Here is a 22,732-nt window from a genome sequence, read left to right as displayed (position 1 = left end):
TAGGAAGTGAACAAGTGGATGTTTATGATGACCTGAAAAAGGGGGAGCGCGGTGCCTGGCTGAGCATCGCATCCTATTTAATTCTGGCCGCAGCAAAACTCTCGATCGGTTATCTTTATTCCTCTCAGGCTCTGCTTGCAGACGGCCTGAACAACGGCACAGACGTTATTGCTTCTGCTGCCGTTCTGATTGGTTTGAAAATTTCCCAGAAGCCGCCCGATAAGGACCACCCGTATGGACATTTTAAAGCAGAGGCCATTGCTGCGCTTGTTGCATCTTTTATTATCATGTCAGTGGGGCTTCAGGTATTATTTGAAGGCTTTAAGTCCATTATTGAGCCGAAAACAGAATCCCCAAGCTTAATTACCGCATGGACGGCCATTATCAGTGCGGCCCTTATGTATGGTGTTTACAGGTATAACCGTGCTCTGGCTGTAAAAATCAATTCCAAAGCGCTGATTGCCGCCGCACATGACAACAGGTCAGATGCGCTCGTGAGTCTCGGGGCATTTGCCGGAATTGCCGCCTCTCAGTTCGGGATTGCGTGGCTTGATACTCTCACAGCCATTACAATTGGGTTTATTATCTGTAAAACAGCATGGGATATCTTTAAAGAAACCGCCCATTCTCTGACAGACGGTTTTGATGATCAAAAGCTCCTCAGCTTTAAATCCACCGTTGAATCGACACCGGGTGTCGACCGAATAAAGGATATTAAGGCAAGGTATCTCGGAAGCAGTGTTCTCGTTGATGTCGTTATTGAGGTCCATGCCGGATTGAATGTGACTGAAAGCCATGAAATAACAGATCTTGTTGAAAGCAGGTTGGAAAAGGAACACCGGATATCTCATGTCCATGTTCATATAGAACCATCGTAAATGCAGCTGAGACATACATAAAAAAGGGTGAATTTGAGTTGTAATAGTCAAATTCATCCTTTTTTATTCGTGTTTATTTACGCAGGATCATAATCTGATACCTGGTGCCTTAGCGTAAGATTTATTCGTTTTCTTACGTTATAATCTCCATCTGTTGTGCAAATAAAAAAACATAAAATACATATCTTTTTGTACGGATTTCAGCTCTGAATCTATTCAATGCGTGGATGAACAATGTTTCCGCAATCCAACTGTCCTATGTTTTGTCCCAGCCTTTTTATGACTGATGCAGCCTGGCATCTGCCGCAGAATTATTTCTCGACAGAATCATACAAAGGGAATTCTGCTCCTAAAGCGAATGTAATAACGTATGAAACGTAAGGAGGATGAATCATGAGGGAGAAAGAAAAAGCAGCTAAAATCAAAGAACTGAGTGATGAGATTCTGCGAAAAGTGCTACATGACGGCTACGCACCTGATGCTTATTCACTTAAGAACGTGGCCGAACTGCTGTCAAGATCCGTTTATGATCTGTCGGAGATGTACGTGAACGATCAGTGCAACCATGAAGAAACGCTTAAAGGGACACTTGCTAAGATGCAAATCGCCTTAAACACAATGGACCGCACCAAAGTTAAGACTTAACCTGAGGGCACACAAAAGCTCTCTTTTTTTTTGCTCTTTCGGCAGCTTATTAGTAAAATAGCATCAAAATACAAACGTATGTTCCTGTTTTGTTCGATAAATGTTATAATGGACTTGCAGGTCAATCTTTTATGGATCAGTTTGAACCCCTGGGGAAAGGGGGGATGAATGGTGACTATATTTGAGAGCTTAGTTGTGATGGTTTCATTTGCTACGCTGATTGTAGCCGTGCTTGGCTTCGGACAAAAAAAATAGACCTCGGTATGTTCCTTGAGGCCCGTGCAATCAAAAAGATGATTCTGATCCATATGAGTGCAGTTTGACTGCTTTGGCTGTAGATGTGGCACCATCTGCAGCTTCACGTAAACATTATATCATAAAAAAAGTAAAAATCCCTGCCCGCATGCTGATTTTTAAAAAATTCAGCGCTTGACGGAACATAGGAAAAAGGACGGTTAAATAAACCGTCCTTATCAGCTTACACTATGTAAACTTATTTTTGTTTTTTGTTAGCTTTTTGCTGATTCATTTCTTGTGCAAATTCTGTATCAGCTTGCTGATTTTGCTGATTTTGCTGGTTTTGCTGCTGCTGCTGCATATTTTGCTGCTGCTTGTTGTTTTGCTCTTGCTTCATTTTTTTCCCCTCCTTTCAAGGTGAAAATCACTTTCGTTCGATAGTTTGCATCAAAATACCGCATTTTAAACCTCTTTTTATCATTTTTTTGGAAACAATCTAGAATTCCATTCTTTTAACTTGAAAAATAGTTTGGGATACAGAGGGCAAAATTTATAAAAAACGAACAGAACATCTTAACTATCTCCGCTTTCGTTCGATATAAGGGATGAAGGGGGAGTTCAGATCGATGTTTGTGAATGCAGATTTGCTGCTGGTTTTACTTGTCATGCTCTTATCCATAGCTAGTTATCATCTTGCTCCTATATTTGCCGCCATCCGCAAATACAGTGTAAAACCTTCCTTTAGAACGAATCCATGGGTAATGAGCCTGCTACTAGGGTTCATGTTCTGGCTGACGCACGTAACGGCTGTTTTCTCTGCCGGCCTTCCTGTTTCAGAAAAATGGTTCTCTTTTTATTTGGTGCTCAGCTTTTGTTTATGCAGCATGATCGCTGTCTTTTCAATCAGATCGGGAGACACAGAAAATTTCAATACCTCAGCGTATTTTAAAACGGGATTTGGTATGTCTGCCGGCATTGTTATGGTTGATTTTATCGGCTACATGGTCATTTTCAGCGATCATTTGGAAATTAAGCCGCTGCTGATTCTTTTTGCTTTGCTCCTGTCAGTTGCCTTCAGTTTTTCGGCTGTAAGACTTTTGCTGATCGCTCTTCAGGACAGGGCAATGAACCAGAGCAGGTCCATCAGGTATCGTACAGCAGGCAGCATCATCGGAGGAATTGCACTTTCGGGAATTCCGTATGTCATCATGACATCTGTCCTGAATTTTGAATTTGCAGAAGGCGGAAAATATGTGTATTTGCTTCCGTTCCTATTCGTTTTCTTTTTAAATTTTATCCTTACTTTGATCCCGGATTTATACAGCCATACAATGATGTATGAACAGACTAAGAGAATTCATGAAAAAGAAGAGAGATTCAGGTCCCTGTTTCATCAAAGCCCTGATGCTGTTATTTCGACAGATTTAGAGGGAACCATTACATCTGTCAACAAAATCGCAGGAGTGATGACTCAGCTGAATGAATCAGAGCTGATTGGCCTGCGTTTTTTAGAGCTGATTCACAAAGAGGATCATCAAAAAGTGATGCACTATTTTTCTGAAATTGTAACGGGCACTCTCATCGATAATGATCTCTCTTTAAAGATGAAGCAAAAGAACGGTGATGACCTCGATATTCTCATCACAGCCGTAAGGCAGGTAGTAAACAATGAAGTTGTAGGTGTATACGGAGTCATAAAGGATATTACGGAAAGCAAAAAAGCTCAAACCCGGATTAACTACCTCGCATATCACGATGAGCTGACCGGATTGCCCAACAGAAGATTCTTTGTGCAAAGATTGTCTGAAGTCATCTCAAAAGAAAAAACATTTGCTGTATTGAGTCTTGATTTTGACAGGTTTAAAAGGCTCAATGATCTTTATGGATACGCTTTTGGAGATCAGGTTTTCATTAAAATTGCAGAGCGTCTTTCTGCTGTGCTTCCTGAAAGGTCGTTTGCAGCAAGGCTTGGAGGAGATGAGTTCAGTGTCATTCTGCTGGATGTCTCACTTGAGGAAGCAAATGAACTTGCACATGACATGGTTCATCACTTCAGGCTGCCGATGAAGATCAGAGGAAATGACTGTCTTGTAACAGCGAGCATCGGCGCTTCCCACTATCCGACTCACAGCACGGATGAGGAATTGCTGCTGAAGTATGCGGATATTGCCATGTATGATGTAAAGATAAACGGCTCAAACAGCTGGAGCATCTATACACCGGAAATGAACAATAAAATGATCGAAAAAATCAAAATCGAAAATGAACTTAGAAAAGCTATTCAGTACGGGGAGCTTACGGTTTACTTCCAGCCCAAATTTAAAGAGAATCTGTCAACAATCATCGGGGCTGAAGCGCTGGTCAGGTGGAATCATAAGGAACTTGGATTTATTCCTCCTTCAACGTTTATTCCAATTGCTGAAGAAACTGGCCTGATCTTTGATCTTGAAAGGTTTGTCATTGGAGAAGTTGGAAAACACGTACAGCTGTGGGAAAGAAAAAACGCATCCTTTGGAAGAATTTCAATTAATATTTCACACCTGCATCTTTATCAGGATGATTTAGTGCAGACAATCGACGATGTTCTCTCTAATTACAATATAAGGGCCTCAAGTCTTGAGCTTGAGATAACTGAAACAGCCATGATGGACAATGAGCTTGAGGCAAACATGAAACTTTCCCTGCTTAGAGACAGAGGAATCGAAATCAGCATGGATGACTTTGGGACAGGCTACAGTTCCTTAAGCTATCTTCAAAAACTGAATATCGACAGGCTGAAAATCGATCAGTCTTTTATTAAGGAAATGGAGCATCAAAATGGAAACGAAGCTATCGTCTCAATGATCATCTCAATGGCACACCATCTTAACTTAAAGGTTATTGCTGAAGGTGTGGAGACTTTGATGCAAAAAGAACTGCTCTCAAACCTCGGCTGTCTTGAATTTCAGGGATACCTTGGCGGCAGGCCTATCCCGGCTGATGAATTTTTTGCCGAGTACCTTGCCAGCGGGAAAGCAAGCTAAAAAAAGGCGAGTATCTCGCCTTTTTTGCCGTTATCCCTTATTATCATTGATCTCCAGCACTTTTAAAATCGCATCCCCGACAGAAGCTGCAGTATAGGCGGCTTCTTTCTTTACCTCAGGCAGCGCATTTTCCATAGCAAAGCTGAACGGGGTTAAGCGGAACATGGGAATATCGTTAAAAGAATCGCCGATGCAGGCAATTTCCGAAGGCGAAATGTCAAGGTGCTCGATCAGCATGTGAAGCGCATTTCCTTTGCTGATATGTTTCGGCATAATGTCCAGGCACTGCCTGTCGGATATGTACGTTTCAATTGTATCAGGATAGCTCTCGCGGAGTTTTTTCTGCAGGGGCAGCAGGGACTCATACTCACCAAGTATGGAGATCTTTGAAGCTTTAATATCCCTGCCTATCCCTTCAGCCAATTGTTCATTTTCTGTTATGGGAGCAAACATCCGGGATTCAATGCTTGTCACGGCTTCATTCCGCCGCTCTGTATAATTGGTGCTGTAGTCTGCGACAATTGTAATAAAATCTTCAGATCGAACAACTTCAAACACTTCGTGTGCAATCACACTTTCAAAAGTAAGAGCATGCAGCGATTCATCGCTGTCAGTGTTGATAAAGGCTCCGTTCTGACTGATCCGGTGGTATTTTTCACCGATTTTCGTTAAGATCTCCCCAATCTCCACATCCATTCGTCCAGAAGCAAGGCATATATCCACACCTGATTTTTTCAGCTGCTTTAAGGCTTCAATGTCTTTTTCCGAAACTTCTTTCTGGTGATCCAGCAGTGTCCCGTCGAGATCACTTACAAATAACTTAATCATGCCGGAGTTCCTCCCTTTCAATATTAAAAGCATAACACTTGGTTTATTTTAAAGAGACATTGCTGCGGCTGCAATTAAATGGTCTTTTGTAAGCTGTCTTCTTTTTCAGGGCTGGTCTACTCCAAGGGTTTTAATCATGTTCTCAGGACTGTAGTTTATTTCAAAGAACAGCGGCTTGTTTTCATCTGTAAACAAGATCAGGCGGGGATCGTCTTCTTTGCTGTATACGATCATACCTTCTGATACGATGCCATTGAACCACTTATTTTCCACTTTAAATGGCATAACAGGCTGAATGAGCACCAGATATCCTTTTTTAGGAAGCGGATTTATTTTTACAGTAATGCCTTTCATTGATTGAATAGCCTTCTTCAACTCATTTGAATAGTAGTCAGTAGAAGGAGCAGTCTTTACAACATCGCCCGTCTCTACATCAATTACTTTCACTTCCTTTACTTCTGCATATCCCTTGACTGCAGGCAGGGCTATAAGGAAGAAGATTGATAAAAAGCATATGATTTGTTTTTTCATGATGAACACCTCCTTTGTACTTTCCCCAATATCGCAGATTATTTTCTGGCAGTAATTTCATGAAGGCGGACAGGAGGATAGATTTACATGAATGGCCAATCCTAACGAATAGTCATGATATTGAAGGAGTGATTTTAATGAGAAAACTATTTATTTTCGTTTTGGCGTTATCCCTTTTAACAGGATGTAAACAGGCAGATCAGGGCCAGCGGACATTTTTGATTCCTGAAGGTTTTACTGGCTGGGTGACCGTTCACAATGAGCCTTCCGAAGGGGAAGGCGAGAGAGAATATAAAGTGTCCGAAGAGGGGCATGCAGAAGTGAAGGAAAAAGATATTCATGATGGATGGGCCTCCAATAAGTATTATTACGTGGATAAAGAGGGAAAACGCAAAGAGCTTTCAGAAGGGAAGATGATCCACGGCGCGTCAGCCGGAGATGAGAATAAAGGAGAAGCCTTTTTTTTCGTAGGAAACAAAGAGGATTTTGAAAAAACAGAGTATACACCGGAAGATAAATAACGGCAAGGCTCTTCGCAGTTGACTGCATATGACATTATTAGTACGATATGAAGCATTGAGAGATAAAAGGAGCTGAGGATTTCGTGGAGGAGTCCTTTACAATAAAAAAGGTACTGAATAATAATGTGCTGATTGCCGAGCACGATTCGTTTGAGGAAGTCGTGCTGATCGGCAAAGGGATTGGATTTGGCCGTAAACGCGGGGACAGGCTTGAAGAAACATCCTATGAAAAAATGTTTGTGCTTAAAAATCAGAAGGAACAAGAGCAATTTAAAATGCTACTGCCTTTTGTAAATGAAGATATGATTGAGGTAGTGAGCGATGTGATTCACTATATCGCAGAACAGGTAAAGCTCCCCCTCAATGAACATATTCATATCGCGCTTATTGACCATATAACTTTTGCCATTAAGCGCCTGCAAAAAGGGATGGATATTAAAAATCCGTTTTTGACCGAAACCAAAACCCTTTATCCAAATGAGTACATGATAGCAGAGGAAGTTGTTCATATGATCAATGACCGGCTTAAAGTGGACTTGCCGGTAGGGGAAATTGGGTTTATTGCCCTGCACATTCACAGTGCCATCACGAATAAACCAATCTCAGATGTGAATCAATTTTCACAGCTGATCGGCCAGCTGATCGGCGTCATCGAGGATTCCATGAAGCTGAAAGTGAATCAGGACAGCGTAAATTATATGAGGCTTGTCAGGCATTTGCGGTATACGATTGAAAGGGTTTTATCAGGTGAGAGTGTGGAAGAGCCAGAAAAATTTGCTTTACTGTTGAAAAAAGAATATCCGCTGTGCTACAATACATCTTGGAAAATGATCAAAGTAATGCAGCAATTCTTGAAAAAACCGGTATATGAAGCTGAGGCTGTGTATCTTACCCTCCATTTATACCGTTTAACAAACAAAACTTAATCTTAAAAAGTACCTTACGTGTTACTGATACGATCAGGCATGAGTGAACAAGTACGTGTTGAAACCGCCCATAAGGGGAAGTATACCCTTTGAGTGCGGATGTCCTTGTTGCACCATGCTTTTTTTGCGTTCTTTTTGGGATTTAAATGTAAACGCTTGTAATTTGCTTTCATGTTTTTTTTGGTTGCTGCTTACACAAACTATTCCTCAAGGAGGTTAAAACATGTTTAAAAATTTATTTGGAGTTCTCCAAAAAATTGGTAAAGCACTTATGCTGCCGGTTGCCATCCTTCCTGCTGCAGGGATCCTGCTGGCATTTGGTAATGCGATGCAAAACCCGGAATTAACATCAAAAGTGCCATTTTTGACAAATGATATCATCCAGCTGATTGCTAAAGTAATGGAGTCTTCAGGGGACATTGTCTTTGCAAACCTTCCGCTGCTCTTTGCAGTAGGTGTTGCTATTGGACTGGCTAACGGTGATGGTGTTGCTGGTCTTGCAGCCATTATCGGATACTTAATTATGAACGCTACAATGAGTGCAGTTCTGATTCAAACAGGAAAAATTCCAAGTGACGCTGTAGAGCTTGCGCAATTCTTCCAGCAGCTGCATCCTGAATATGCAAGGGTGCTTGGAATGCCGACCTTACAGACCGGGGTTTTCGGCGGTATTATCGTCGGTGTCCTCGGTGCATACATGTACAACAAATTCTTTAACATTGAACTGCCTCAATACTTAGGTTTCTTTGCAGGTAAACGTTTTGTACCGATTATGACCGCTGTGTCAGCTGTTGTTCTTGGTTTGGTTATGCTGTTTATTTGGCCGCCGGTTCAAGGAGGACTTAATGCCTTTTCAACAGGCCTTCTGGAATCCAACAAAACACTGGCAGCATTCGTCTTCGGTTTAATCGAGCGTTCTCTTATTCCTTTTGGTCTTCATCATATTTTCTATTCTCCGTTCTGGTATGAGTTTGGAAATTACACAACGCAGGCCGGAGAAATCGTGCGCGGAGATCAGCGTATCTTCATGGCACAGATCAAAGATGGCGCTGAACTGACAGCTGGAACATTTATGACAGGTAAATTCCCGTTCATGATGTTCGGTCTTCCTGCTGCAGCACTTGCGATCTATCATGAAGCAAAAGCTGAAAACAAAAAATTTGTTGCAGGCATCATGGGTTCAGCCGCATTAACGTCATTCCTGACGGGTATCACTGAACCGCTTGAGTTTTCATTTCTTTTCGTAGCTCCAATTTTGTTTGCGATTCACGCAGTCTTTGCAGGTCTGTCCTTTATGACGATGCATATTCTGAACGTAAAAATCGGAATGACATTCTCGGGCGGGGTTATTGACTACTTCCTGTTCGGAATTCTTCCAAACCGTACTGACTGGTGGCTTGTCATTCCAGTGGGTCTTGTATTCTCGCTGATCTATTACTTCGGATTCCGTTTTGCGATCCGCAAATTCAATCTGAAGACACCTGGCCGCGAGGACAAACAGGATGATGAAGATGCAAGCGGAACAACGGAAGCTGCAGGCGACCTTCCATACAACATCCTTGAATCACTTGGCGGAAGCTCAAACATCAAGCATCTTGATGCGTGTATTACACGCCTTCGCGTGACTGTAAATGACGTTAAAGAAGTAGACAAAAACCGTCTTAAGCGTCTTGGAGCTGCAGGAGTACTTGAAGTTGGAAACAACATCCAGGCTATCTACGGCCCTAAATCAGACAGCCTGAAATCACAGATCCAGGATGTAATGGCAGGCAAAACGCCTCGTCCGGCAAAACCTGCATCACCTGAAAAAGAAGTAGAAGAACAGGTAGAGGACGTTATACCAGGCCCGCTTAAAAATGATGTAGAGGAATTCTCATTTGTTTCACCTATTACAGGTGAGATTCACCCGATTACAGAAGTTCCTGATCAAGTATTCTCAGGCAAAATGATGGGTGACGGAATTGCGATTACTCCTTCAAACGGAACAATTGTTTCTCCGGTTGACGGAAAAATCCTGAATGTTTTCCCTACAAAACATGCAATCGGCCTTGAGTCTGAGAGCGGGAATGAAATTCTGATTCATGTCGGCATTGACACTGTAAACCTGAAGGGTGAAGGCTTTGAAGCTTTCGTAAAAGAAGGGGATACAGTTAAAAAAGGCCAAAAACTTCTTGAAGTGAACCTTGATTTCGTGAAACAAAACGCACCGTCTATCATGACGCCGATCGTCTTCACGAACTTAAACGAAGGCGAATCGATTGTGATTAAGTCTTCAGGCAGCGTTGAAGCTGGCCAGGAGCACATCATTTCAATCGAAAAATAAATGAACTTAAGCCGCATCACTTGTCAACCATGTGATGCGGCTGTTATGATAAGGTATTGTGTACTAGCTTTATTTAACTATAAAGGAGATTGATTAATTATGGCAGAGAAAACATTCAAAGTAACAGCAGAATCAGGTATCCACGCACGTCCGGCAACTGTGCTTGTTCAAACGGCAAGCAAGTTTGATGCTGATGTGAACTTAGCATATAACGGAAAAACAGTTAACCTAAAATCAATCATGGGCGTTATGTCTCTTGGTATCGCCAAGGATTCAGAAATCACAATTTCTGCAGCTGGTTCAGATGAAAACGATGCAATCGCAGCTCTTGAAGAAACAATGAAAAAAGAAGGTTTAGGCGAATAATGACTGAACTTAAAGGGATTGGAGCTTCAGCTGGGATCGCGATTGCAAAAGCTTACCGACTAGAAGAACCAGATCTTACAGTATCAAAGCGCGAGGTTGCAGATAAAGCAGCTGAAACTGCACGCTTTGAAGAAGCTATCCAACAATCCAAAGCAGAGCTTGAACAAATCAAAGAGCATGCATTCAGAGAACTTGGTGCAGATAAAGCCGAAATTTTTGAAGCCCATATTCTCGTGCTCAGCGATCCGGAACTGCTTAATCCTGTAAAAGATAAAATCAGCAGCGAATCAATCAACGCTGAATTTGCAATGAAAGAAACATCAGACATGTTTGTCAGCATGTTTGAATCGATGGACAATGAATACATGAAAGAGCGTGCAGCGGACATCCGTGACGTGACAAAACGCGTAATCGGCCATCTTCTTGGCGTTGAAATTCCAAACCCAAGCATGATTTCTGAAGAAGTGATTATCATTGCCGAAGATCTTACACCATCAGATACTGCACAGCTTAACCGTCAGTATGTTCTTGGCTTTACGACAGATATCGGCGGCAGAACATCACACTCGGCCATCATGGCACGTTCAATGGAAATTCCGGCAGTAGTCGGAACAAAAAAAGCCACTTCTGACATTAAAAATGGCGACATTGTTATCGTGGATGGAATTGACGGAGATGTAGTCGTCAATCCTTCTGAAGAAGTGATTGCAGGCTTTGAAAAGAAAAAAGCGCAATACGAAGTGCAAAAAGCCGAGTGGGCGAAGCTTGTTAATGAAGAAACCGTTACAAAAGACGGACAGCATGTTGAGCTTGCAGCCAATATCGGAACTCCTGACGATGTTCGCGGAGTTCTTGAAAACGGCGGAGAAGCTGTCGGTCTTTACCGTACTGAATTCCTATACATGGGCCGCGACCAGCTTCCGACAGAGGATGAGCAGTTTGAAGCATACAAAGCTGTGCTTGAGCGCATGGAAGGCAAGCCTGTTGTTGTCCGCACCCTTGACATTGGCGGAGACAAAGAGCTTCCATACTTAAACCTTCCAAAAGAAATGAATCCTTTCCTTGGTTTCCGGGCGATCCGTCTTTGCCTTGAAGAACAGGAAATTTTCCGCACTCAATTGCGTGCATTGCTTCGTGCAAGCACATTCGGCAACCTGAAAATCATGTTCCCGATGATTGCGGTAGTGGATGAGTTCAGAGAAGCTAAAGCCATTCTTCTTGAAGAAAAAGCAAAGCTTGTAAGTGAAGGCGTTCAGGTTTCAGAAACAATTGAAATCGGCATGATGGTTGAAATTCCTTCAACTGCCGTGCTTGCAGATCAGTTTGCCAAAGATGTTGACTTCTTCAGCATCGGAACAAACGACCTGATCCAGTACACGATGGCTGCCGACCGTATGAACGAACGCGTTTCATACTTGTACCAGCCTTATAACCCTGCTATTCTTCGTCTTGTGACGCTTGTCATTGAAGCTGCTCACAAAGAAGGCAAATGGGTTGGCATGTGCGGAGAAATGGCAGGAGATCCTTTAGCGATTCCGGTTCTTCTCGGTCTTGGACTTGATGAGTTCTCAATGAGTGCTACTTCAATTCTTCCGGCACGTTCTTTAATTAAGAACCTTTCAAAAGAAGAAGCTGCAAGTTTTAAAGAAGAAATCCTTTCCATGAGCACAACAGAAGAAGTAGTTGAATTTGTTAAAGCGAAATTCAACGTGTGAGTTTGAAAAGACCTGCTGCGGCAGGTCTTTTTATTTGTGTTTTTTCTTCCCCATTTCCACTAATTGAGTAAATTGTGGTAAAATAGTCACGAATGCAGAAGAAATGGGGAAGCTTTAGTGAACCGGATAGAAAATCAAGATTTGAGAAAAAAACTCCTGCTGAAGTCCATGTGGGTCATCTTTATTTTGGACGCGCTCTTTATTTTAGTCATTGAAAGAAGCTATAAATATTTTCCGATCGTTTTGATCTTTGCCGGCATCCTCCTGTGCTATACCTTCCTTCTAAGGTCTATAAAGAAGGACTCTTTTTTTGTCTGGAGTTCCCTCGGGCTTATCTATTGCTATTTATTTGCCTTAAACTACACAGATCCATATATAGTGAATTTTATTTTTTTGCTTTTCCCAGTCATTTTCAGCGCCGTGTTTCAAAATCTGAAGGTTGTCTTCATAACAGGTGCAGTCACCATCTGCAGCCAGTTTTATTTTTTTCTGAACGGTTATGAAATCATCTCGTCTTCGTTTGAAAAAATAGATGTCATGTACTATGTCTTTTTTGCAATCATCATTGTTGTTATTCTGTTCTACTACATCAAATATATAAATTACCTATGGGAAAAAGTCCAGCGGCAAAACGACAAGGTGTCAAGAAACCTGAAAACAACTGAGGCGAAATTTGACCTTGTTTTTTCACAAAGTCATGACGCCATAGCGATCATTGATCCTGAGCGAACGGTAAAAGATGTAAACCCCGCGTTTACAGACCTTTACGGCTGGAGCAATCAGGAAATTGCAGGAAGTCTCTTTCCATTTCATTCAGCAGAAAAATCAGGCGTCAGTTCAAGGAGAGACAGAACGAAATCCGGCAAGACCATAGAAGTCGAAGTGACGACTACACCTCTTTATAATCCTTCAGGAGAATTGATTGCCTATTGCGAAATGATACGCGATGTTACAGAGAAAAAAGAAGAAGAGCTTGCCCTTTTTCAGCATGAAAAACTGAAGGTAGCGGGTCAAATGGCTGCGGGCGTTGCCCATGAGATCAGAAATCCGCTGACGGTGATTCAGGGTTTTCTGCAAATGATGGATGAAAAGAAAGACATTATTGACCCGCACTATACAAAGATCATGCTTCAGGAACTGAAACGGATGAACAGTATCGTAAGTGAGTTTCTAATCCTTTCAAAACCTCAGGCTGTGTACAAGAAAGAAATGAATATGAAAGAACTCATCCAGTCCATCATCCGTTTTTTTGAAACGGAAAGTGCCCTTAAAAATATCGGCATTCAGTTCAAGTGCAGCGCAGAACAGCTCCCGGTAAAGGGTGATGAAAATCAAGTTAAGCAGGTTCTGATCAACCTCTTAAAAAATGCGTTTGATGCAATGTCAGGCGGCGGAAAGATCCTGGTTGAAGCATGTGCTGATAAAGACTGCATCAGAGTAATAATCACGGATGAGGGCGAGGGGATACCCCAACATCTGCTTACTCAGATCCGCAAGCCTTTCTTTACAACAAAGGAAAAAGGGACAGGGCTCGGTCTTGTTATTACTGAAAAGATTATTCGCCAGCATGGCGGAACACTTGCCATATCGGGCCAAAAAGGTTCAGGTACGACGGTTACGGCGACTTTTCCTGCATCACTTTCTGGAAATGGGTAAAAACTAACTGCATCAACCAGATTGAAAGGTGATGTAAAATGGAGAAAAAAGATGTCAGAGCAGGCGATAAGGTGTATGTGATCTACCGAAACCCCCATGCAGCAAATGTAGCAAATATTCAGCAGGCAGAAGTAGTCGATCATCCGACAGAGCCCGGACAAAAAGCTTTGTTTATCCATGATTCATACCATTTACTTGACGAAGAAGACGCGATTTTCCCTTCATACTCAGATGCAGAAGAGATGTACAACAAGCTGTTTGATTACGAGCAATACGAGTAAAACTCCGTTTATACGGAGTTTTTTTATGTTTAAAAAGACGCGGAAGCCCTATGCTGTTTTAGGAAATATTTAAAAAGGATATGAACTCCTTGAAAGACAAACCTTATTAACATACCGCTTTTAATCAGAAGGAAGTGACAGCATAGTGAAACCATTCGTGCCGCAGCTCGTCTATATCGAACCAAGGGCACTTGAATACCCTCTTGGAGTGGAGCTGAAAGAAAAATTTGAAAAGATGGGTCTTGAAATACGGGAAACAACTTCACATAATCAGGTGCGCAATATTCCCGGCAAGAACGATCTTCAGAAATACCGGAATGCGAAATCAACATTAGTCGTCGGAGTCCGAAAAACATTGGACTTTGATTCATCAAAGCCATCTGCTGAGTATGCCATACCTCTTGCTACAGGATGCATGGGGCATTGTCATTATTGTTACTTGCAGACGACGATGGGATCTAAGCCTTATATCAGAACGTACGTGAATACAGACGAAATCTTTCAGCGGGCTCAGGAATACATGGAAGAACGGGCGCCGCAAATGACCCGTTTTGAAGCCTCCTGTACATCTGATATCGTCGGAATTGATCATTTGACACATTCACTTAAACGGGCCATTGAGTTTTTTGGAAACACTGATATGGGCCGCCTGCGTTTTGTGACAAAATTTCACCATGTCGATCACTTGCTGGATGCCGATCACAAAGGGAAGACGAGATTTCGGTTCAGTATTAATGCTGATTATGTCATCCGGAATTTTGAACCTGGAACATCGCCGCTTGATAAACGCATTGAAGCTGCAGTTAAAGTTGCCAAGGCAGGATATCCGCTCGGATTCATAGTTGCGCCAATCTATATCCACGAGGGATGGCAGGAAGGCTATAAAGAACTCTTTACAAAACTTGATGAACTGCTGCCGCCGGAAGCAAGAGAGGATATAACCTTTGAGATGATTCAGCACAGGTTTACAAAACCTGCCAAGCGTGTTATTCAAAAAAACTATCCTAAGTCAAAACTGGAAATGAAAGAAGATGACCGCCGCTATAAGTGGGGAAGATATGGAATCGGAAAATATATTTATCAAAAAGATGAAGAAGCCGAATTAAGAGATACGCTTGAGAGCTATATCGATGACTTTTTTCCGAATGCAAAAATTGAATATTTCACTTGAAAAAACAGAGGCTTTCTCTGTTTTTTCTGGTTTTAAATCTCAAATAAGGCATTCCTGTCCATATCCTGATACTATAAAAGAGAAGATAAATCAGGAAGAGGTGCTGAAGATGTATTTAGGTTTTAAGGGGAAAACGGCACTTGTTGCAGCATCCAGCCAGGGACTTGGAAGAGCTGTTGCCGAGGCACTTGCAATAGAGGGCGCTAACGTCATGATTACCAGCAGAGACCCTGAAAAATTGCACAGGGTTAAAGAAGAGATTTCCAAAAAAGCATCCGGCAGAATTGAATACAAAGCATGCGATCTTTCAAATGGAGAGGAAATTGTGCAGCTTGTAGAGAAGACAGCGAAACGCTTTGGAACAATAGACCTTCTTGTTAACAATGCAGGAGGCCCGCCGACAGGCACATTTGAAATGATGACAGATGAAGACTGGCAAAAGTCTTTCGAATTGAACGTCATGAGCCATGTCAGACTGATCAGAACGGTCCTTCCTTATATGAGAGGAAAAGGAGGCAAGATTGTTAATATCGCCTCATCTTCTGTTAAAGAACCAATCCCGGGACTTGTACTGTCCAATACGTTCCGGCTGGGTATTGTCGGCCTCACAAAGACGCTTGCATCCGAGCTTGCACCTTATCAGATTCTGATTAATACGGCAGCACCGGGGAGAATTGCGACGGATCGGACAGCCTCCCTTGATCAGGCGGCAGCAGAGCGGCTCGGTATTCGTGCTGAAGACGCAGAAGAGGAAAACAAAAAGAAAATTCCAGCGGGGAGGTATGGTACGCCGGAAGAATTTGCAGCCTATGTTCTCTTTTTGCTGTCAGATGCAAATACCTATATGACGGGTCAGACCCAGCTGATTGACGGAGGAATGGTTAAATCCGTATAGAACACCAGCCGCTGAAGTAAACTAAGCCATAGATAAAACAGGTAAGGTGGCTTCTATGGATGGCGATCGTTCTCGCTGCAATTATCATCTGGCTTTTGGTTCACATTTTTGTGTATATGCCTAAAAAGTGCAACCCGATTGAGTCAGTATTTATTTTTTTGACGACTTCAATTATGAATAATATGTTCTGCTCAATTATTACTGAAAACCTGAGGTGGGCGGTACCGTATGAAACGCCAGAGGGATTTACCGTCTTAATTTTACAAAGAGTCCTGATTATCCCTCTTTTGTTTTTGCTTATTCTCCATCTGTTATTAAATGTAAGGAGCATTCTTGGCAAATTCCTTCTTTTAGCTGCATCATTTGGCATTGTTGTCGGAATGGAGGAGCTCTGCATGTACTTCCAAGTCATGAAGTATGTTGAAAACAGATGGGCAATCCCGCTTATCCACACTCCGCTGCTGCTATTGACAGGAATTATTGCCCTGACTTTATTCAGGCCGGTATTGAAAAGGGGAGTGACGATGAGATGAACGGCATGCAAAATGAGCTTTATATTCTTGCTACCATTGCTGCTGCTCTCCTGATCATGGCAAAGCTCCCGAAAAAGTTTCCGGCAGGCGTTACCGTTCTTATTTTTACGTTCAGTGCGTTTATCGGGCTGACTGCAGATCACATATTAGCTATTCCGCCCTACGACATATATGATGTCAATGATTCGCCGAACTTCGAAGTGTGGGATTTTATTTACTACAGCATGTATGGATTTTTCGGTTACTTTTTTCTATTTATTTATCAGCACTTTCGAATCAGGGGTATTCTGACAATCCCATACATCATTCTTTGGTCAATGTTTTCGGTGTTTTATGAATGGGTTGCCGTTCAAGTCGGAATCTTTGATTTTGGCAAAGGGTACAAAATGCAATATTCATTTCCGATTTACCTGTACATCCAGACATTCTTTATCATCTTTTTTCATTTTGTCATGAAGGAATATGATAAGCTGAAAGAAAAGTCTTCCATTATATAAAAAGAGGAAGCTGAAAAAGAGAGGGAGAGATGTATGACACAAAGTATAGGGTTCATCGGAACGGGCGTAATGGGCAGAAGCATGGCCATGCATTTGCTGAAGGCAGGCTACTCTGTTTCCATTTATACGAGAACAAAAGAAAAAGCGGATGATCTGATTAAAGAGGGGGCGGTCTGGAGAGAGACAGCAGAAGAGCTTGCCCGGAACTCTGATGTCGTTATGACGATGGTTGGATATCCATCAGATGTAGAAGAGCTTTATTTGGGAGATAATGGAATTTTAAATGCTGCAAAAAGCGGCAGCTACGTAATTGATATGACAACTTCTAAGCCGAGCCTTGCCATACGCATCTACGAACTGGCGAAGCAAAAGAGGATTTACGCAATCGACGCACCTGTTTCAGGCGGAGATGTAGGTGCTAAAGAGGCTAGACTGTCCATAATGGCCGGCGGAGATAAGGAAGCATTTGAAGCGTGTTTGCCGATTTTTTCTATTATTGGAAAAAATATTGTCTACCAGGGGCCTGCAGGAAGCGGACAGCATACTAAAATGTGTAATCAAATTGCAATTGCAGCCGGCATGATCGGGGTTAGCGAGGCGATTGCGTATGCGCATTCAGCAGGTCTTGATCCTGAAAATGTGCTGAAAAGCATATCAGCAGGTGCTGCGGGAAGCTGGTCATTAAGCAATCTTGCACCAAGAATGCTGAAGGAAGATTTTGAACCTGGGTTTTATGTCAAACATTTTCTGAAAGACATGAGCATTGCAATTGAAGAGGCTGAACAAATGAAAATGGAGGTGCCTGGCCTCGCACTTGCCCACAAGCTGTATACGGAGCTTTCAGAAAAAGGGGAAGCCGAGAGCGGAACACAGGCTCTGTACAAGTTATGGAAATCACCATCAGAAAACTGAATAGCGGGGAATCTGCTCCAATGCACCTGCTGCTTGAAGCAGATCCTGAGGAAAAAGCCATTCAAAAGTATCTTCATAAGAGCCTCGTTTTTTTGGCAGAACATAAAGAACAGACGGCTGGTGTACTGGTTCTCGTTAAACGTTCATCCACATCATTAGAAGTGATGAATCTTGCAGTTGATAATGCATTCCGGAGAAAAGGAATTGCAAAGAAACTGCTGGCACGTGCCAAAAAGGAAGGGGAAACTGAAGGTTTTACTTTTCTTGAAATTGGTACAGGCAATTCAAGCCTTGACCAGCTGGCCCTTTATCAAAAGTGCGGCTTCAGGTTAGACGGAATTATCAAGAATTACTTCCTGGATCATTATGATAAGCCAATTTATGAAAATGGAATACCATGTCTTGATATGGTCCGCCTGAAAATGCCCTTGACATAAAAAAGACAGCCGGATATCCCGGCTGTCTATGACGATCAAACTCTATTATTTTCCGATGAACATTTGAGTCCAGTAGTTGCCTTCTTCAACGTGGCCCACACCGATGTGTGTGAAGTCAGCGTTCATGATGTTTTTGCGGTGACCTTCAGAGTTCATCCATGCTTGTACAACTTCTTCAGGAGAAGCTTGTCCTTTTGCAATGTTTTCGCCTGCAGTTGTATACTCAACGCCGAACTTTTTCATCATATCAAATGGTGATCCGTAAGTTGGGCTGTTGTGGTCAAAGTAGTTCTTGCTTTGCATGTCTTTAGACTTTTCTTTAGCTACTTTGCTTAGTTCTTCGTCAAGCTGAAGAGGTTTTAGACCTTGCTTTTCACGCTCTGCATTTGTAAGCTCTACAACTTTTTTCTCAAATTCACTTACTGCAGCCTGAGTTTGCTCTTGCTTTGGAGCTTCTTCTTTTGCTTCAGGTGCCTGCTGCTGTGCAGGTGCTGGAGCTGCTTCTTGCTTAGGCGCTTGAGCTTGCTCTTGCTGAGGTGCCTGCGGTGCAGCCTGTCCTTGCTGTGCTTTAAACTGGCTCAGCTGCTCTTCAACCATTTTTTGAAGCTCAGGATTGTTGATGTTTTTCAGCATATCCTGTGTTTGTTCCTGATTTAAATTGCAGTTTTGACCGGCAATTTGATAAGCTTTAACTTGCATATTTGATTGCTGTGGAGCTGCTGCATCTGCAGTTTGTCCACCCGCATTAAATGTAAAAATAGTAGCTGCTGCTGCAACTGAAAGTGCAATAGACTTCTTTTTCATGAAAAAATTCCTCCTAAGAGTTTTTTTTGTTGTGTTCCTTGCTACACACATATCGTAACACACGATTCTTGTAATATATCAGCCAGTGCTTTCCATTGACACTCATGCTGAATGTCAATCTATCATCCTTACAAATTGTAAGTCTCATAAAGCCCAGTCAGCAAAGACTTTTCAGCAATTTAAACAGCTGTCAGTCCAAACACATAAAGGACGGATGATTTCTAGCATTATCCATCAAAACTAACTTTTTCATTGAATTGTTTCTTGACAAAAAATTTACCCCCATTTTTGTGTAACAAGTATTACACAAGTGTTACAATAGGATTGTAATTAGATGAATGAACCCACAATCGGATGAATCCGATTTTGAAAGGAGATAAACTGCGTTGACTGAGCAAGGCAATAGTCAGGCGGATTTGCGGAAATTAAAGAAAAAACGCTTAATCCGCATCAACGTTTTCTTTTTCTTTGTGTTTTTGCTGTTTGTAGCACTTATTATCCGGCTTGGTGTTGTGCAGATTGTCCAGGGAGAGGAGTTTTCCAAGGAAGTCAGCCGCACAGAGTCCAACTATGCCAGTTTTCCTGCTCCGCGGGGCAAGATGTATGACAGGAACGGAAATGTCCTTGTTGAAAACATCGGTGTAGACGCGATTACGTATACGGTTGAAAAAACAACCAAAGCAAAAGACAAGCTCGAGACTGCTGCGAAACTGGCTTCATTAATTGACGTTCCATCCGATTTTCTTAAGGAACGGGATTTGAAGGACTACTGGGTGGCAACGAATCCTGAAGAGGCAGCAGACCTCTTAACAGAAAAGGAAAAATCGAAAAAAGGCAGTGAAACCTATAAACTTCAGATCGACCGGGTACCAGTAAAAGAACTGGATGCATTAAAAGCAAATCCTGTAGAACTTGAAATAGCGGCTCTTTATACCCGTTTTTCATCCGGCTATGCCTATGAGCCCCAAATTGTAACAGCTACAGGCCTGACAAAAGATGAAGAGCTGACAAAGGACGAGCTGACACGCGTGGCTGAAAATCTTGAAGATCTGCCGGGTGTGGATATCATCACGGACTGGAAACGTTCCTATCCTAACGGCGACCTTCTAACAGGGGTTTTCGGCAGTGTTACAACTCCTAAACAGGGAATTCTTGAAGCAAGAAAATCATATTACACAGCCCGCGGATATGCACGCAACGAACGGGTTGGACGAAGCAACCTTGAGTATCAGTACGAGGACTATCTGAATCCGAGAAAATCAAAAGTGCAATATGTGACGGACACAAGCGGCAATGTCATTTCCGAATCGGTCATCGACGAGGGAAGACGCGGCTATGATCTAAAACTGTCCTTTGACCTTGATCTGCAGAAGCAGCTCGATCAAATTGTCGAAGAAGAACTGAAAGTTGCCCGCGGAAAATCCGGAAATTACCTCGTGGACAGAGCCTTTGCGGTCATGATGGACCCTCATACAGGCGACGTGCTTGCCATGTCGGGTAAGAAGTACAGTTTTGAAGAGGGGAAGATAAACGATTATATTGTAGGGAACTTTACAACTCAGTATGAAATAGGCTCTACTATTAAAGGGGCAACTGTTTTGGCTGGATATCAACATGGAATACCAAGGGGCACTGTCTACGTTGATACTCCGATGAAACTGAAAGGTGCTCCTGATAAAAAGTCAGTCAGAAATATGGGGCCTGTCTCTGACATAAGAGCTCTTCAAAAAAGTTCAAACGTTTATATGTTCAGAATCGCTCTTGAAATTGCAGGGGAGACATACATTCCAAATGGACCTCTTGATATTTCAGCGAGTGATTATCAGCGTCTGCGGAATTATTACAGCCAATTCGGACTTGGTGTGCCGACAGGAATTGATCTTCCTAATGAATCAATTGGTCTGCAAACAAGTGCGAGTGATCCGGGTAAGCTTGTCGATATGGCAATAGGCCAGTTTGATACGTATACTCCGCTTCAAATGGCTCAGTACGTATCCGTTATAGCTAATGGAGGCTACCGTGTTGAACCGCGGATTGTAACAAGTATACATTCACCGAATGAAGAAAAACAGCTTGGACCGATTGTAACTGAACATGAACCAACTATTCTAAATCGAATAAATAACTCACCGGAAGACATAAGACAAGTGCAGCGGGGATTTGAAGCCGTTACAAAAACTGAAGGTACGGCAGCAGGAGTCTTTGGTGAATACGATGTAGCAGGGAAAACTGGAACATCCCAAACAAGCTATTATGGTGAGCTGAGCAAGAAAGCATATTGGGGTACTGATACAAATAATTTAGCTTTCGTAGGGTATTACCCTGCATCAAAGCCTGAAGTAGCTATCAGTGTATTGGTTCCTTATACTGGGCTGCGGGCAGGGCATCCTGTAAACAAAAATATCGCCAAGCGCGCAATCGAAGCCTATGCAAACCTAGATCCTAAACCTCAGAATCAGGATGCAGACAGTTCGGCTGATGCCTCTTCACAGGAAGAAGCCGGGCAGGAATAACAGGCAGACTTCAGCTTTCCTTCACAGGAAGGCTTTTTTCTTTGCCTTTTTTTCTGAAATCAGAGTAACCCATTATATAGTAGGAAAAAATAGGTTAAATCAAAGAAATGAGGGATCACATGGGGTTTTACTCTCCTGAAAACATTCAGCTTATGAAGAGGTTTCCTGATCTTGCGCCTGAGCTTTATCAGTCATATACTGCATTCAGCAAAGCGGTGCTGAGTGACGGACATTTAACAAAAAAGGACAAGGAAATCATTGCTGTGGCTGTTTCTCATGCAACGGAATGTCCTTACTGCATTGATTTTCATACGAAAAAAGCAAAGAAAGAAGGGGCAAGTGCGGAGGAATTATTTGAAGCAGTTATGGTCTCGGCTGCAATCGAAGCAGGCGGTGCCTATGCCCATAGAATGCAGATGCACAGGGCATACGACGGAGATGCTGCAGATGCATTTTATAAAAGCTCTGATCTTGCTGATTTAAAAACGATGACCGATTTGACTCCGGAAATCGGAGCTTCGGCCCATGCTTTTTTTTCTAAGGCAATGGCTGCGGGCAAGCTTTCGGCCAAACAAAAGCAGCTGATTGCAGTGGCGGTGGCGCACACGTCAGAATGTCCCTATTGCATTGCCTCCCATACAGCAGGTGCCAAACAGGAAGGCTGCTCTATGGAAGAACTGGCGGAAGCGGCAATAACAGCAGCACTATTAAGGTCAGGCGGCGTTGTCACACATGCGGTGAATATGCTGAAATCCTTTGAGGGTGAAAACGAAAACTCTACACATAATTGAAGCGCACATGCCAAAACTAAGGTAAGTAAAAGGAGGGATGAACATGTCTAAAACAAACAAAAACGATGCTGATCAGAAGAACAAAAAAGGCTTTGACTCAAGCAAAACGGACTCTGAGTTCAGCAATGAACTGGGAAGCGCCGCTACAAACCGTGCTCATAAAGAAAAAGCAAAGAAAGAAAAAGCTTCAAAAAATGCTGGTGAATATAAAGGATAAAAGCAAGCCGGATCTCATACCGGCTTGCTTTT

At 42.5% G+C, this 22,732-nt stretch carries 22 protein-coding genes and 1 pseudogene; 19 read left to right on the top strand and 4 right to left on the bottom strand.

Going from position 1 to position 22,732, the window contains the following annotated elements; all coding sequences use genetic code 11:
* Positions 1–14 precede the first annotated feature (14 nt).
* Both MHB63_00945 and MHB63_00940 read left to right on the top strand, forming a co-directional pair.
* A complete protein-coding gene (locus MHB63_00945; GenBank protein ID MEK3805152.1) occupies positions 15–878 on the top strand; it encodes a cation diffusion facilitator family transporter in 864 nt (287 codons plus the stop codon).
* Between the two features lie 393 nt (positions 879–1,271).
* Positions 1,272–1,523: a hypothetical protein gene (locus MHB63_00940; GenBank protein ID MEK3805151.1), complete on the top strand. Its 252-nt coding sequence runs from the start codon at positions 1,272–1,274 to the stop codon at positions 1,521–1,523.
* A 493-nt stretch (positions 1,524–2,016) separates the two neighbouring features.
* On the opposite strand, the gene MHB63_00935 is transcribed toward MHB63_00940, so the two are convergent.
* Positions 2,017–2,157 carry a hypothetical protein gene (locus MHB63_00935; GenBank protein MEK3805150.1) on the bottom strand — a complete coding sequence of 47 codons (141 nt, stop codon included), beginning with the start codon at positions 2,155–2,157 and terminating at the stop codon, positions 2,017–2,019.
* Positions 2,158–2,386: 229 nt separating this feature from the next.
* Between MHB63_00935 and MHB63_00930 the strand changes: the two genes are divergently transcribed.
* Positions 2,387–4,783, top strand: coding sequence for an EAL domain-containing protein (locus MHB63_00930; GenBank protein ID MEK3805149.1), 2,397 nt, complete (start codon positions 2,387–2,389; stop codon positions 4,781–4,783).
* A gap of 30 nt (positions 4,784–4,813) precedes the next feature.
* Here MHB63_00930 and MHB63_00925 read toward each other — a convergent pair whose 3' ends face one another.
* Together MHB63_00925 and MHB63_00920 are read right to left on the bottom strand one after the other, a co-directional pair.
* Positions 4,814–5,611 carry a Cof-type HAD-IIB family hydrolase gene (locus MHB63_00925; protein MEK3805148.1) on the bottom strand — a complete coding sequence of 266 codons (798 nt, stop codon included), beginning with the start codon at positions 5,609–5,611 and terminating at the stop codon, positions 4,814–4,816.
* A 105-nt stretch (positions 5,612–5,716) separates the two neighbouring features.
* Positions 5,717–6,142 carry a hypothetical protein gene (locus MHB63_00920; GenBank protein ID MEK3805147.1) on the bottom strand — a complete coding sequence of 142 codons (426 nt, stop codon included), beginning with the start codon at positions 6,140–6,142 and terminating at the stop codon, positions 5,717–5,719.
* Between the two features lie 137 nt (positions 6,143–6,279).
* Between MHB63_00920 and MHB63_00915 the strand changes: the two genes are divergently transcribed.
* The 13 genes and pseudogenes from MHB63_00915 (at position 6,280) to MHB63_00855 (ending at position 18,375) form a co-directional block, all read left to right on the top strand.
* A complete protein-coding gene (locus tag MHB63_00915) occupies positions 6,280–6,663 on the top strand; it encodes a hypothetical protein (GenBank protein ID MEK3805146.1) in 384 nt (127 codons plus the stop codon).
* An 83-nt stretch (positions 6,664–6,746) separates the two neighbouring features.
* Positions 6,747–7,589 (top strand): transcription antiterminator, encoded by an 843-nt coding sequence (locus MHB63_00910; protein ID MEK3805145.1) that lies wholly within the window; start codon positions 6,747–6,749, stop codon positions 7,587–7,589.
* A 223-nt stretch (positions 7,590–7,812) separates the two neighbouring features.
* The gene (gene ptsG, locus MHB63_00905; protein ID MEK3805144.1) at positions 7,813–9,912 is read left to right on the top strand and encodes a glucose-specific PTS transporter subunit IIBC; all 2,100 of its coding nucleotides are present in this window, start codon (positions 7,813–7,815) and stop codon (positions 9,910–9,912) included.
* 99 nt (positions 9,913–10,011) lie between these two features.
* A complete protein-coding gene (locus MHB63_00900) occupies positions 10,012–10,278 on the top strand; it encodes a phosphocarrier protein HPr (protein MEK3805143.1) in 267 nt (88 codons plus the stop codon).
* Entirely contained in the window at positions 10,278–11,993 is a 1,716-nt protein-coding gene (gene ptsP, locus MHB63_00895; GenBank protein ID MEK3805142.1) for a phosphoenolpyruvate--protein phosphotransferase, read from the top strand. Before MHB63_00900 ends, ptsP begins: the two co-directional genes overlap by 1 nt.
* A 117-nt stretch (positions 11,994–12,110) precedes the next feature.
* On the top strand, positions 12,111–13,649 hold the full coding sequence (locus MHB63_00890) for an ATP-binding protein (GenBank protein MEK3805141.1): 1,539 nt from the start codon (positions 12,111–12,113) through the stop codon (positions 13,647–13,649).
* A gap of 38 nt (positions 13,650–13,687) precedes the next feature.
* Complete coding sequence (locus MHB63_00885; GenBank protein MEK3805140.1) at positions 13,688–13,930, top strand: transcriptional regulator SplA domain-containing protein; 243 nt, start codon at positions 13,688–13,690, stop codon at positions 13,928–13,930.
* A 142-nt stretch (positions 13,931–14,072) separates the two neighbouring features.
* The gene (splB, locus tag MHB63_00880; protein MEK3805139.1) at positions 14,073–15,101 is read left to right on the top strand and encodes a spore photoproduct lyase; all 1,029 of its coding nucleotides are present in this window, start codon (positions 14,073–14,075) and stop codon (positions 15,099–15,101) included.
* Positions 15,102–15,210: 109 nt separating this feature from the next.
* The gene (locus MHB63_00875; protein MEK3805138.1) at positions 15,211–15,996 is read left to right on the top strand and encodes an SDR family oxidoreductase; all 786 of its coding nucleotides are present in this window, start codon (positions 15,211–15,213) and stop codon (positions 15,994–15,996) included.
* Between the two features lie 59 nt (positions 15,997–16,055).
* On the top strand, positions 16,056–16,529 hold the full coding sequence (locus MHB63_00870; GenBank protein MEK3805137.1) for a hypothetical protein: 474 nt from the start codon (positions 16,056–16,058) through the stop codon (positions 16,527–16,529).
* Positions 16,526–17,026, top strand: coding sequence for a hypothetical protein (locus MHB63_00865; GenBank protein ID MEK3805136.1), 501 nt, complete (start codon positions 16,526–16,528; stop codon positions 17,024–17,026). The genes MHB63_00870 and MHB63_00865 overlap by 4 nt, the downstream gene beginning before the upstream one ends.
* 18 nt (positions 17,027–17,044) lie before the next feature.
* Positions 17,045–17,938 (top strand): annotated as a pseudogene (locus MHB63_00860) (NAD(P)-dependent oxidoreductase).
* Positions 17,914–18,375, top strand: coding sequence for a GNAT family N-acetyltransferase (locus MHB63_00855; GenBank protein MEK3805135.1), 462 nt, complete (start codon positions 17,914–17,916; stop codon positions 18,373–18,375). The pseudogene MHB63_00860 and the gene MHB63_00855 overlap by 25 nt, the downstream one beginning before the upstream one ends.
* A gap of 45 nt (positions 18,376–18,420) precedes the next feature.
* Here MHB63_00855 and MHB63_00850 read toward each other — a convergent pair whose 3' ends face one another.
* Positions 18,421–19,179: a CAP domain-containing protein gene (locus MHB63_00850; GenBank protein MEK3805134.1), complete on the bottom strand. Its 759-nt coding sequence runs from the start codon at positions 19,177–19,179 to the stop codon at positions 18,421–18,423.
* A gap of 386 nt (positions 19,180–19,565) precedes the next feature.
* Here MHB63_00850 and MHB63_00845 point away from each other — a divergent pair, with 386 nt between their 5' ends.
* The 3 genes from MHB63_00845 (at position 19,566) to MHB63_00835 (ending at position 22,700) form a co-directional block, all read left to right on the top strand.
* Complete coding sequence (locus tag MHB63_00845; protein ID MEK3805133.1) at positions 19,566–21,692, top strand: penicillin-binding protein 2; 2,127 nt, start codon at positions 19,566–19,568, stop codon at positions 21,690–21,692.
* A gap of 119 nt (positions 21,693–21,811) precedes the next feature.
* A complete protein-coding gene (locus tag MHB63_00840) occupies positions 21,812–22,483 on the top strand; it encodes a carboxymuconolactone decarboxylase family protein (GenBank protein MEK3805132.1) in 672 nt (223 codons plus the stop codon).
* A 43-nt stretch (positions 22,484–22,526) separates the two neighbouring features.
* The gene (locus MHB63_00835) at positions 22,527–22,700 is read left to right on the top strand and encodes a hypothetical protein (protein MEK3805131.1); all 174 of its coding nucleotides are present in this window, start codon (positions 22,527–22,529) and stop codon (positions 22,698–22,700) included.
* Positions 22,701–22,732 lie beyond the last annotated feature (32 nt).

Source organism: Bacillus sp. FSL H8-0547, assembly GCA_038002745.1.
Classification (GTDB): Bacteria; Bacillota; Bacilli; order Bacillales; family Bacillaceae; genus Bacillus_P.
Note: the sequence above shows the minus strand (reverse complement) of the source record. Positions and strands in the feature narration are given on the sequence as shown.

What these genes read in the sequence shown, in the direction of transcription:
- MHB63_00940 (MEK3805151.1), top strand. Translation starts at nt 1,272, where the DNA reads ATGAGGGAGAAAGAAAAAGCAGCTAAAATCAAAGAACTGAGTGATGAG.
- MHB63_00935 (MEK3805150.1), bottom strand. Translation starts at nt 2,157, where the DNA reads ATGAAGCAAGAGCAAAACAACAAGCAGCAGCAAAATATGCAGCAGCAG.
- MHB63_00930 (MEK3805149.1), top strand. Translation starts at nt 2,387, where the DNA reads ATGTTTGTGAATGCAGATTTGCTGCTGGTTTTACTTGTCATGCTCTTA.
- MHB63_00925 (MEK3805148.1), bottom strand. Translation starts at nt 5,611, where the DNA reads ATGATTAAGTTATTTGTAAGTGATCTCGACGGGACACTGCTGGATCAC.
- MHB63_00920 (MEK3805147.1), bottom strand. Translation starts at nt 6,142, where the DNA reads ATGAAAAAACAAATCATATGCTTTTTATCAATCTTCTTCCTTATAGCC.
- MHB63_00915 (MEK3805146.1), top strand. Translation starts at nt 6,280, where the DNA reads ATGAGAAAACTATTTATTTTCGTTTTGGCGTTATCCCTTTTAACAGGA.
- ptsG (MEK3805144.1), top strand. Translation starts at nt 7,813, where the DNA reads ATGTTTAAAAATTTATTTGGAGTTCTCCAAAAAATTGGTAAAGCACTT.
- MHB63_00900 (MEK3805143.1), top strand. Translation starts at nt 10,012, where the DNA reads ATGGCAGAGAAAACATTCAAAGTAACAGCAGAATCAGGTATCCACGCA.
- ptsP (MEK3805142.1), top strand. Translation starts at nt 10,278, where the DNA reads ATGACTGAACTTAAAGGGATTGGAGCTTCAGCTGGGATCGCGATTGCA.
- MHB63_00885 (MEK3805140.1), top strand. Translation starts at nt 13,688, where the DNA reads ATGGAGAAAAAAGATGTCAGAGCAGGCGATAAGGTGTATGTGATCTAC.
- MHB63_00875 (MEK3805138.1), top strand. Translation starts at nt 15,211, where the DNA reads ATGTATTTAGGTTTTAAGGGGAAAACGGCACTTGTTGCAGCATCCAGC.
- MHB63_00870 (MEK3805137.1), top strand. Translation starts at nt 16,056, where the DNA reads ATGGCGATCGTTCTCGCTGCAATTATCATCTGGCTTTTGGTTCACATT.
- MHB63_00865 (MEK3805136.1), top strand. Translation starts at nt 16,526, where the DNA reads ATGAACGGCATGCAAAATGAGCTTTATATTCTTGCTACCATTGCTGCT.
- MHB63_00855 (MEK3805135.1), top strand. Translation starts at nt 17,914, where the DNA reads ATGGAAATCACCATCAGAAAACTGAATAGCGGGGAATCTGCTCCAATG.
- MHB63_00850 (MEK3805134.1), bottom strand. Translation starts at nt 19,179, where the DNA reads ATGAAAAAGAAGTCTATTGCACTTTCAGTTGCAGCAGCAGCTACTATT.
- MHB63_00840 (MEK3805132.1), top strand. Translation starts at nt 21,812, where the DNA reads ATGGGGTTTTACTCTCCTGAAAACATTCAGCTTATGAAGAGGTTTCCT.
- MHB63_00835 (MEK3805131.1), top strand. Translation starts at nt 22,527, where the DNA reads ATGTCTAAAACAAACAAAAACGATGCTGATCAGAAGAACAAAAAAGGC.